At 34.0% G+C, this 11,984-nt stretch carries 10 protein-coding genes; all 10 read right to left on the bottom strand.

Translation table 11 applies throughout. The features are described from left to right. Nucleotides 1-708: 708 nt before the first annotated feature. The 10 genes from IV57_RS00750 to IV57_RS00795 all read right to left on the bottom strand — a co-directional run bounded on the left by IV57_RS00750 (nucleotide 709) and on the right by IV57_RS00795 (nucleotide 11,919). Nucleotides 709-1,701, bottom strand: a complete 993-nt coding sequence (locus IV57_RS00750; RefSeq protein WP_057879573.1) for a LacI family DNA-binding transcriptional regulator — start codon at nucleotides 1,699-1,701, stop codon at nucleotides 709-711. Nucleotides 1,702-1,780: 79 nt separating this feature from the next. Continuing rightward, complete coding sequence (locus IV57_RS00755; RefSeq protein ID WP_420806313.1) at nucleotides 1,781-3,070, bottom strand: SLC45 family MFS transporter; 1,290 nt, start codon at nucleotides 3,068-3,070, stop codon at nucleotides 1,781-1,783. A 127-nt stretch (nucleotides 3,071-3,197) separates the two neighbouring features. Next, entirely contained in the window at nucleotides 3,198-4,874 is a 1,677-nt protein-coding gene (locus IV57_RS00760; RefSeq protein ID WP_057879575.1) for a glycoside hydrolase family 13 protein, read from the bottom strand. Nucleotides 4,875-5,037: 163 nt separating this feature from the next. Further along, the gene (locus IV57_RS00765) at nucleotides 5,038-6,729 is read right to left on the bottom strand and encodes a glycoside hydrolase family 13 protein (protein ID WP_157051874.1); all 1,692 of its coding nucleotides are present in this window, start codon (nucleotides 6,727-6,729) and stop codon (nucleotides 5,038-5,040) included. Continuing rightward, nucleotides 6,722-7,138 carry a PTS sugar transporter subunit IIA gene (locus IV57_RS00770; RefSeq protein ID WP_057879577.1) on the bottom strand — a complete coding sequence of 139 codons (417 nt, stop codon included), beginning with the start codon at nucleotides 7,136-7,138 and terminating at the stop codon, nucleotides 6,722-6,724. Before IV57_RS00770 ends, IV57_RS00765 begins: the two co-directional genes overlap by 8 nt. 12 nt (nucleotides 7,139-7,150) lie before the next feature. Then, entirely contained in the window at nucleotides 7,151-7,960 is an 810-nt protein-coding gene (locus tag IV57_RS00775; protein WP_201782890.1) for a PTS system mannose/fructose/sorbose family transporter subunit IID, read from the bottom strand. Next, the gene (locus IV57_RS00780) at nucleotides 7,953-8,753 is read right to left on the bottom strand and encodes a PTS mannose/fructose/sorbose/N-acetylgalactosamine transporter subunit IIC (RefSeq protein ID WP_057879579.1); all 801 of its coding nucleotides are present in this window, start codon (nucleotides 8,751-8,753) and stop codon (nucleotides 7,953-7,955) included. Before IV57_RS00780 ends, IV57_RS00775 begins: the two co-directional genes overlap by 8 nt. A gap of 15 nt (nucleotides 8,754-8,768) precedes the next feature. Beyond that, nucleotides 8,769-9,236, bottom strand: a complete 468-nt coding sequence (locus IV57_RS00785) for a PTS sugar transporter subunit IIB (protein ID WP_057879580.1) — start codon at nucleotides 9,234-9,236, stop codon at nucleotides 8,769-8,771. A 57-nt stretch (nucleotides 9,237-9,293) separates the two neighbouring features. Further along, the gene (locus IV57_RS00790) at nucleotides 9,294-10,298 is read right to left on the bottom strand and encodes a LacI family DNA-binding transcriptional regulator (RefSeq protein ID WP_057879581.1); all 1,005 of its coding nucleotides are present in this window, start codon (nucleotides 10,296-10,298) and stop codon (nucleotides 9,294-9,296) included. Between the two features lie 226 nt (nucleotides 10,299-10,524). Further along, nucleotides 10,525-11,919 (bottom strand): glycoside hydrolase family 1 protein, encoded by a 1,395-nt coding sequence (locus IV57_RS00795; protein WP_057879582.1) that lies wholly within the window; start codon nucleotides 11,917-11,919, stop codon nucleotides 10,525-10,527. Nucleotides 11,920-11,984: the final 65 nt, after the last annotated feature.

Below are 11,984 nucleotides of genomic sequence, written 5' to 3' on the forward strand. Positions count from 1 at the left end.
ATTGTTAGACAAGAAATCTAACAGCTATGAAGCACTTTTTATATGGTCAAGAATCAAAAACCAAGACTGTCGGTGAATATATATCAAAATCCACTTCTAGTTTGTTGATTTTAAGAAAGCTGCCTATCATGATGAACATAACCGAATAAAGAATTACGTAAATAAATATAAAAATCGAAACATTAATAATTGACGAAGAAATTAAGTATTGCAGACATTTAATTTACAATTGTCGTCACTTACAAGACAAATTCTCTAAAATTCATATAACGAGATAAAATTGTAAAACAATTAAGAAATGGCTTAGACTTTTTCAAGCAAATATTTATAACCGTTCATAAAAAATAAAAATATCCATCGCATAAAGAAACTATTGGAATACGAACGCTATATAAATTCGTTTGACGGATAAGAAATAGGCCTATGTATCTGCAATTGCTGACGAAGCCAATAAAAATTAAGTAAGCGACGATTCCGATAGAAAGTTGATCTTAGATACACTTAACGAATTCTCTACTTGTAAGAATATTATAGAATTCAAAAAAATATCAATAGATCATTTCGATCAATTTAACAATCAACAAATCTCGAAAAATAAAAAGCATGCCTCCCTCAAATACAGGAAACATGCCCTAGCAACTAAAAAAGCTTGCTTTGTCTAACTTTTGTGTTGCACTTTAGAATCTTTCATTAATTCTTGAGATGTTTTTATTTAATAAATTTCACACTTTCACGTTCTTCAATATGTATCGAAACGAATTGTTGATTTTTATCACCAATATTATCAGTAATCTGTTGAACACCTTTAATACCCATTTTATAAAAATCCTGTGAAATACTAGTTAATTGTGGCTGAACTATTTTACACATTTCGGTTCCATCAATGCTCACTATCGACAAATCATCTGGCACTTTAAAGCCAAAGTTTCTTGCTTGATTTAGAACACCTATTGCCACCATATCGCTGACACAAACTATCCCAGTCAATTCAGTATTTTTACCATAATTTGACATTGCATTTTCACCTGAAATATAACTGTAATCACCAGACTGAATCCACGAGTCCTTGGGATCTACATCTATTTCTTGTAAAGCCTTTTTGTAACCATCTAACCTTAGCCTACCTGTATATGGATACATATCAATTCCAGCCAGTCCAATATTCCGATGACCATTTTCGATTAATAACTTGGTAGCCTTATAACCGATTTCAATATCATCTGAACTAACAAATGGTCGATTATCATCAAATCCCATAGACAAAAAGCAATATGGGATTTCTGAATCCTTTAATAAGTTTAAATTATTTTCACTCAATGCAATAGATAACAACAGTACACCTAAAACCGGTCTTTCAATGACTGTCAAAAGAGCCCGTTCCTGTTCTTTTGAATCAGCACTATTAGAGTAAACAATAATTAAATCATACCCATGTCTTGATGCTTCATCTTTAATGCCATCTAATATTTCCCCAGCAAAGTTAGTCTTAACGGAACTGACCACTGCAGCAATAACATTACTATGTTGTTTAACTAGTTCCACAGCTGCCTGATTTTTTTTATAACCTAATTCTTGTGCAGCCCTTTTTACTTTTTCGGCAGTTTCCAAATTATAATATTTTGATTTATTAGCTAGTACTCGGGAAACGGTTGAAGGTGCTACCCCAACCTTTTTGGCTATATCTTTAATCGTTGCTGACATTCTTCCGTCTCCTCTTAATTACTTTATATTACAATTTTACCTTTCTTTGTAGGTATAGAAAAGCCATTCATAATTATATTTATTTACCTTCATGAATAATTGCAACTGAAAAGCCACCAATAACCATTGCAACAAATCCAATGATCATCATCATACTTTGGCTATTACCAACCATTGGGAAAATAATAAAACTGGCTAATGATCCAATGATTTGTGGTAAACAAACTGCTATATTAAATAATCCCAAATATGAACCATTGTTCTTACCATCTAACGAAGTAGTTAACATAGTAAATGGTAAGGTATTAATTGTAAAATTACCGATACCATATAAAGCAAAAGCAAATAATGCAATCCATTGACTATGTGTTGTAGCGACAATAACGATACTGATAGCATCAGCGAATAACCCTACTGAATACCATAATTTACGTTGATTAGCTTTTGTTTTAGCATAAAACAATCCCCAAATCAAAGCGGCCACACTATAAAAAGCTGTCATAACACCATACCAATTACCAGCGGCTTGGAAACCAGCTGACATTGGATTTGTTGTATTCCAAATATTATTGGCCATCGCACCTGTTGCATAAGTCCAAGTATACATAATACCAATCCAACTGAATAATTGAACAACTGATAGTTCCCAGAAAGCTCTCGGAGCTTTTTTGAGTAATTTCCACAAACTAGGAGTTTCCGTTTTTTTAGTAGAATCTAACTTGTGATAATTAGCATACGTCTTTGGATCATATTCTTTAACATTAAAAATAGTAATTAAACTAGTAATTAATAATACACCGGCACCAATTAAGTAAGCCCAAATAACAGTTGAGGGAACTTTACCCTTTGCGGCAGTATTCGCCATACCTAATTTCGTAAGAATAAATGGAAGTAATGCGGCTAAGATACCACCGGCATAACTGAAAATTTGTTGCCAAGACCAAGCCAAATTCTTTTGATCTTCATTAACCATATCTCCAGCTAACATTTTATACGGTGCCAAACAAACATTGCTAAATAAATCCATTAGAGCAATTGCAATCGCAGCATAAACCAATGCCGTTATGGATCCATACCCAAACCCAAACGAACCAGTAAACGGCAACATAATCATAACAATAACTGTAATTGGAGCTCCCACAATCAAGTAAGGAATTCTACGTCCCCAACGATTCCAAGTGCTATCTGAATATTTACCTAATAGAGGCTGAACAAACATTCCCAACAATGGTGGCAATAAAAAGAACCAACCCAAATTATTAGGGTTAACACCAATTGTTTGAGTAATCCGACTCATTTGCGAACCTTGTAATGTAAAGGCCATATTGACACCGATGCAACCAAAGGTCATAGCAAAAATTGTTTTCATTGGTAAATTTGGTAATGAATTATCAAAACCAAATGATTTTTCTTTTTTCTTTAATTTGGTCGTTTTATCGAGCGACTTATCATCTGAAGCTTTTAACATATTAGAACTCCCCTTCTACTACATCTTACTAATACTGATAAACTTTAGCTTCATATGGACGCAGCCTATCATCTTGATCATCCTTATAATTGCTAATCAATAATTTGGCATTTTCTGGTACCGAATAATTACGTTCTAAGTTTTCCTTTGTGTAGTTAAGGATAACTAATAAAGTTGTTTCTTTGTCTCTTCTTGTATAAGCATAAACTTTAGGATCATCTTCATTTCTCTCTACTAACTCATATTTACCATCGGTAATAACTGGCAATTGATGACGTAGACGAATAAGCTCTTGATAATAATAAAAAATAGAATTAGGATCGTCTAATGCTTTAGATACATTAATTTCTTTATAATTCTGGTTCATCTTTTCCCAAGTCGATCCAGTTGAGAAACCTGCATTTTCAGTTGCATCCCATTGCATTGGTGTCCGAGCATTGTCACGACTGTGCATCCCTAAATATTTCAACATTGTAGGTGCATCTAATAGGTCTTGTTCATCAACTAATTGATGGTATGAATTAATAGAATCCAAATCAACATAATCACTTAACTTCTTGAAATAGGCATTCGTCATACCGATTTCTTCACCTTCAAAAATATATGGCGTTCCTTGCTGAAAATGTAACATAGTAGCCAACATCTTAGCACTTAAAACTCGATATTCTTCAGTGGAATCATCGCCAAACCTTGATACGACACGTGGTTGATCGTGATTATTCCAATAAAGTGAATTCCAAGCTTTTCCATACAGAGCTAATTGCCACTTAGTCAAATTCTCACGAATATCTGATAACAAGGCTTTACGATTGGACCAACGTCCAAGTGCTGGATTCTTACTACCATCTAGTCCCATATGTTCAAATTGAAAGACCATATTGAGCTCATTACCATTTAAATTAGAATACTTTTCAGCTTCTTCAGTTGTCACCGCTGGGGCTTCACCAACGGTAACCATCTGATGCTTACTCATAACATTTTTATTCATTTCTTGAAGAAATTCATGCTCACGTTTTCCATTAGCAACTAATGCTTCGGGATTCCCATATTGTTCATCTTTAGACTTAATGGCATCGGGTAAACCTTCCGGTTTAGAAATATAACTGATAACATCCATTCGGAAACCATCAACACCTTTATCAGCCCACCAATTCATCATGTCATAAACTGTATGGCGAACATTAGGATTTTCCCAATTTAAATCAGGTTGTTGTGGAGCAAATAAATGCAAATAATATTGTCCTGAATCTTGATCATATTTCCAAGCTGGACCAGTAAAAAATGAACCCCAATTATTAGGTGCCTGACCATCTTTACCATCTCTCCAAATATAATAATCACGATATGGATTATCTTTCCCTTTACGTGACTCTTCAAACCACTTGTTCTCATCTGATGTGTGATTAACCACTAGATCCATCATAATTTTCAATCCTAGGTCATGAGCCTTTTCCAATAACTTGTCAAAATCCTCCATATTTCCAAAATCAGGATTAATTGCACGATAGTCAGAAATATCATAACCATTATCAACTTGAGGTGATTTATAAATTGGACTTAGCCAAACAATATCAACACCTAATTTTTTTATATAATCTAATCTCTTTGTAATCCCAGGTAAATCACCAATTCCATCACCATTACTGTCCTGATAGCTAGCTGGGTATACTTGATAAACTACTGAATTTTTCCACCAATTGTCCAAAATAAATTATCCTCATATTCATATATTTAATTAAAGCAAACGTTTGCGCAACTAAAATGTAATCCCTTTCACCATTTTTGTCAACAATATATTTTATTAATCATTATTACTAATAACATATATACCAAAAAATCGCATAATTATTTAAATTATGCGATTTTATTTATTTTTTATACAAATAAACTGAAGATCCATAGGCTGGCAAAACAACTTTATCAGTCGTTTTAAATTCTTTTTCAAAATTACTAATAACCAATTTACCGTCTTTATTTCTCACCTGCTTTGGCAATTCAACGGTTTGTTCTTTGTCAGTAAAGTTTCCTGTAACAAACAAAATTTGTTTATCATTTTCACGTAGATATGAATATGTCTGCTCATTATTTTTATCTAATATAACATACTTACCATTCGTAATAATTGGTAATTCATGTCTTAATTTAATCAATTTCTGATAATAATAAAAGGTCGAGTTAGAATCTGCTAGCGTATTTTTCACATTAATTTCTTGATAATTGGGATTCAACTTGATCCACGGTGTTCCTTTAGTAAAACCAGCATTTACACCATCTGACCATGGCATAGGTGTTCTAGCATTATCACGCGATTTTAAATAAATTGATTTCATCGTATATTTCAAACCAAGTTTTTTATTATTCATAAAATCATTATAAATATTCTTAGTTTCAATATCTGAATAATCATCAATTGAATTAAATTTGGCATTGGTCATACCTAGTTCTTCACCTTGAAAAATAAACGGTGTTCCCTGTTGCATATGTAAAATTGTCCCTAACATTTTGGCTGATTGCTCGCGCCATTTAGTATCATCTGCACCAAATCTAGTAACTGGACGGGCCTGATCATGATTACTCCAATATAGACTGTTCCAACCATTATGTTCGGCCATTCCATTTTGCCATTTAGTAAAAACTTCTTTAAGCTCTGACAATTTAAATCTCTTTGTTGAAAATTTTCCATTCTCATCATAATCAAGGTGCATGTGATCAAAATGAAAGACCATATTCAATTCATGACGATTTGCATCGGTGTATTTGACGGCTTCATCAACACTTGTATGCGGTGTTTCACCAACCGTCACAATATCATAGTGACTCAAAACCTGCGAATTCATTTCTTGCAAATAATCATGAATTTTAGGACCATTGGCGGCTCCCTTATAGTAACTGCCATAAGCTTTATTCTGAATAACTGGACCGTCTGGATATGCTGGATCTTTCGAGAATAAACTAATGACGTCCATTCTGAACCCATCTACACCTTTTTCCAACCAAAAGCGCATGATATCATAAACTTCCTGACGTACTTTAGGATTATCCCAATTCAAATCAGGCTGTTGCTTAGCAAATAAATGTAAATAATATTGACCAAGTTTATCAATATATTCCCAAGTCGACCCACCAAAGGATGAACCCCAATTGTTAGGTAACTTCTTGCCATCACCATCTTTCCAAATATAATAATTATGGTGTGGATCATCTTTACTACTTTTGGCTGCTTTAAACCAAGGATGCTCATCTGAAGTATGGTTAACAACTAAATCTAGAATCAAGCGCATATGCCTCTTATGTGTTTCATCTAATAATTTTTGAAAATCTGCCATAGTTCCAAAACTAGGATCAATTTCTCGATAATTACTAATATCATAACCATTATCAACTTGTGGTGATTTATAAATTGGATTCAGCCATATGATATCGATACCAAATTTTTGTAAATAATCTAATTTCTCAGTAATACCAGAAATATCTCCAATTCCATCATCATTACTATCATTAAAACTTTTTGGATAAACTTGGTAAACTACACTATTACGCCACCACTCTATATCATTCATCATCGTCATCCACTTCTACTTTCATTTCATTCACATATACAATGGCATCTTTAGCTTCTTCGACTAACTCTTCTATTCTCTTCGAAGATATTTCGTGATCTTGAGGTTCAAGCGCAATAGCTAGAGCTAACGGTAAATTCATTCCACTAATAATATGTGTATGTGGACGTTCACGATAATTAAAAAATTGTTGGTTAACACTTCCTGCTAACATATCAGTTAAAATAATAACCTCTATGTCCGGTGCAATACCACCCATTAACTCTTTAACTTGCTTATCAACTGGTTGATTATCCATATACGCTGATAAATCAGTTACGTCAGCCGCATTATTAGAAATAAAGTTCAAGGTATCTGCTAATCCAGTAGCTAATTTATGATGTGATGCCAAAATAATTTTACGTGTCATTGTTATGCTCCTCTATGCTTTAAAGATTCCAAAGAATGTACCTACTAAAGAAATTCCAATAACTAATAGAATAATTCGTGTTGGAGTCCATTTTTTATTACCTAATAATTTATAAATCAATAGTGTTAATAAAGCTGGCAAAAGCGCCGGCATGATCTTATCAAAAACACCAGTTTGTAAATTCAATTTAACTTTTCCAAATTGGAAAATAACTGGCATAGAAATTTTAACAACAGTAGCTACTAAAGCACCGACGACACTCAATCCAACGATTGAAGCTGACTCAGTGAAGATATTTAATCTCTCACCCAATGAAGTGATCAATTTTGTTCCTGAGGTGAATCCAACATCAAACATCTTGAGTTTTACAAACCAGAAAACGATATTAGCAATCAACCAAACAATTGCTCCTAAGGGATTTCCCTGTAAAGCCATGTATCCAGAAATAGAACCCATAATTGTTGGCCATAAAACCCAAACTAAAGTATCACCAACACCAGCCATTGGGCCCATCAAACTGGTCTTCAATGATTGAACAGCATCTTTAGCACCGATTCCATCACGCTCTTCCATTGCTAATGAAGCACCTAGAATCAACGATGACATAACAGTCGTGGAATTATAGTAATTAAAATGGTTCTCAAGTGCCATTTCATATTCATCATCATTAGGGTAAATTTTTCTTAGAGCAGGTGCCAAGGCCCATGCCACAGCGGGTCCCATTTGTGATTCATAATTAAAGATATTACATGCCATGAAATTGTAACGGACAGCGGCATGACGACGATCCTTTTTAGTTAATTTAATTTTTTCATCACTCATCATAATCGTCTCCTTCATCTTCACTTACTGCGTTTGTATTTGTAGCGGCCGAAGTGACTTTCTTTGATTCACTAATAAAGTACCAATAAGCCGCAGCAAATCCAATCAACGCTACACCTAGAACGCCGACCTTTAAATAGGCTGCTAGTACAAATCCAACAATAATGTAACTCAAGAACTTCTTAACGGGCATATATCTTAACAACATTCCGACACCGACAACTGGTAACATTCCTCCAGCAACCGTCAAACCATCAGTTACCCAACTAGGTACAACCGTCAAAATAAATTTAACTACATCTGGTCCGAAAAACACAATTAGAATTGCAGGTAATCCAGTTTGTAAACTGAATAGCGCTGGCCCCCACCATGCTTCACGTTGCATCTTTTTAAAATCATGATTCTTAACATCTGTTAACATTCTGTGTGCTAAGAAGTTAACAATGATTCGAGCAACCACTTCTAATTGAATAGCCAATAAACCAACTGGCAAACCAACAGCAATTGCCGATTTAATACCTGTTCCAGTTCTCACGGCAACAAAAATACCAACAATTGTTGCTAAGCCATAGTTAGGTGCTGAAGCTCCACCTAAGGCTGCAACTCCCAACATCATTAATTGGAAAGTACCAGCAATCGTTAAAGCAGTGGTTAAATCACCCATAATAATCCCGGTAATAGTTCCGACGATAACTGGGAACCAAGACATGATGACAAGTCCATTTTGATCAACTGTCATATAGGCCGCTAAAATAATAATAAGTATATCTTGAATAAGATTTATTCCTGTCATGATTCATGATCTCCTTTAGGCTTTAAACTCTTCTTCGTTATCTGTTGGAACATATTGAATAATTAATGGAATACCTTTTTCTTGAATAGTTTGTAAGTCTTGACGTTCCTTATCATCTAAAGCAACAAACTTAGAAACAGGTTTACGACCGTTTTCATTAAAAATAATACCCAAATCAATCTTAGGAATCTTGACTCCACCATCAATTAACTTAATTAATGTTTCAGGTTCTTTTACTAAAACAAAGACACGTTGATCATCATATTTACCAGCATTAAAATTAGTGATGGCCTTCTGGGTATCAATGATTGACATTCCAGTACCTGCTGGTTTTGACATCCTCATGCTTGCTTTAATTGATTCGTTTGTACTTAATTCATCGTCAATTACCATAAAACGCTTTACTTTCAATGATTGAGCCCATTGGTTAACAATCAATCCATGAATTAAACGTTGATCTATTCTTGCTAAAACTACTGTCATAATAAAATCCTCCATATTTGGTATCGATACCAAATTTTCTTTTTTAAAAAGAGCCGTCTATGCAGATGCTCTTTTAATTATTTTCAATTTACATATTTGAACCTTTGGAACTGACTCTCCACTCATTAGATGAAGCATAGTTTCAGCGGCTTTTTGTCCCATTTCATTAACTGGTTGCCTAATAGTAGTTAATGGAATTCGCAAGTTAGCCGAAACTGGTTGGTCATCAACACCCAAAACACCTAATTGCTTCGGAACCTTAACCTTTTGCTCCTCAGCCTCTTGAGTAATTCCCATTGCCACCTCATCACTACCGGCAATAATGACATCAGGCTTATTATCTAAAGCCATAATCATTTTAAAAATATTTTTACCATCTTCAGCGGTATGAGCATTGGTAAATAACCAATCATGATTTAATCCTAATTTATGTTCACTCAATGAATCCTGAAAACCTGCAAAACGATCGGCATCAAAATTGGCTTCTTTTTCCATAATCGTAATCGACTTACGACCAGTCGCATAAGCAATTTTGCTATATCCTTCATCAAATAAAAAATTCGTGGCTTTATAAAAACCGTCGTATTGATCGGCTCTAACGATTGGTACGTGAACATCTTTTAAATATTCATTAACCAGAATTATTTTCCCATATTTACAATAATCACTAATTATCGACCAAGTATTCTCTAATGAACAAAGAATTACTCCATCAACTTGTTGATTTTTTAATAAATTCAAAGCTGTCAGTTCTTCTTCCGCTTTACTAAACGTTTGAACAATCAACGTACTATATCCAGCTTCATCTAATTTTTGTTCAATTGCATCAACCAAATAGGAAAAGAATGGATTAACAATTCTCGGAATGGTTACTGCCATGGTATTAGTTTTTGATCCGCGTAATTGTCGTGCGGCTGGAAGTGGTACATAACCTAATCGTTCCATTGCAGATTTAACGGAATTTCTTTTTTTCTCTGAAACATGTGGACTATCATTAATTACTCTTGAAACGGTTGAAACTGATAATCCTGCTAATTTTGCTACATCTGAAATAGTTGCCAAATTTATACCTCCTTTCACATCGTGAAATCGTTTCCATATCTGTATAATACAAGCCCATTTATTTAATGTCAATGGTTTTTGGTAACGATTTCATTTAAAACGATATTCAAAAATTGAATTCATAAAAATAAAACAGAAAATTTCTCATATTTCATGAGTACTTTCTGTTCTATAATAAAAACAATTATTTAAGTTAATTATTACGAATACTTATCATTACCCTTAATTAAATTTCAAATCCATTATCAGAACTAATTTTTGCATACCAATGACCGGATTTCTTTAGAGCTTTATTTTGTGTATGAATATCATCACGAATCAATCCATATCGATTACGATAAGCATTCTTCCATGACCAACAGTCAATGGCCGTCCACACAAAATACCCATGACAGTTTGATCCCGCTTCAATTCCCTTGTGAAGTTCAATTAGATGATCTTTGATAAATTTAATTCTGTAATCATCTTGTATTTCACCATCCTTCATAAAGCGTTCCTCCCGAGACACACCCATTCCATTTTCTGAAACAAACCAAGGAATATTTCCATAATTATCACGAATATTAACCGCAATATCGTAGAGTGTTTCTGGATAAATTTCCCATCCCTTATCAACATTCATCACTCTGCCTGGCATTTCATAGTTATCAAAATAAATATCTGGCATCCAATCTTGCAAACTCTTAGCAGAAACACTTGGTCGTTGAACTCGTTCAGGATGGTAAAAATTGACACCCAATACATCAACTGTATTGTCCTTAATAATTTGTAATTCCTCAGGTGTACTTTCCCAAATGACACCAGCATCAGTAAGAATTTTCTCCAAATATGCGGGGAAATGTCCTAACACTGCAGGATCCAAAAACATATTGTCATCCCACATGGTTGCAAACGTTGCGGCCTTAACATCTTCTGGATCATTGGTTGCGGGATATGCTGGAGTCAAATTGAGAATTGTACCAATCGTAGCATTGGAATTATTTTCTTTTTTCCATATTTTAAATTTGGAAATTGCTTTGGCTGAAGCTAAATTCAAATTATAAGCTACTTGAACGGCGGCGGGTCCATCAACCAATAATGGATAATGGAATTGATATAAATATTCCCCATCCAAAATCACCTTGGGCTCATTAAAAGTAAACCAATTTTTAACTCGGTCTCCAAACAATTCAAAACATTGGGCCGCATAATCGGCAAAGAGATCCGTAACATGCTTAGATTGCCAACCACCATATTCTTGATATAATTTTATCGGTAAATCAAAATGAAATAAATTTATATATGGTGTTATACCGTTCTCAATTAAACAATTAATAACATTATTATAGAAAGTTACACCATCAGGATCAACTTCTCCTGTATCTAAGTTTTTTATTAAACGAGTCCATTGAATGGAAGTTCTCAAGGCTTTGATTCCAGCTGAAGCCATCAATGGAATATCCTTTCTATAATCATTATAAAAATTCGATGCCGTATCAGGACCAACACCGTCATAAAATTCTTCAGGATTCTTCTCAAACCAGTAATCAAATACATTTTGATTAGGTTTATGAAAATTCCCCTCTGATTGTGGTCCAGAAGTTGCTGCTCCCCATGCAAAATCCTTTGGAAATTCTAACATTTTTAAATTACTCCCTTATTCTAAAGATGGTCTTATCCCATTAAAATTGAGATAAGACCACCTTT

This window comes from Companilactobacillus kimchiensis, assembly GCF_001438805.1.
Classification (GTDB): Bacteria; Bacillota; Bacilli; order Lactobacillales; family Lactobacillaceae; genus Companilactobacillus; species Companilactobacillus kimchiensis.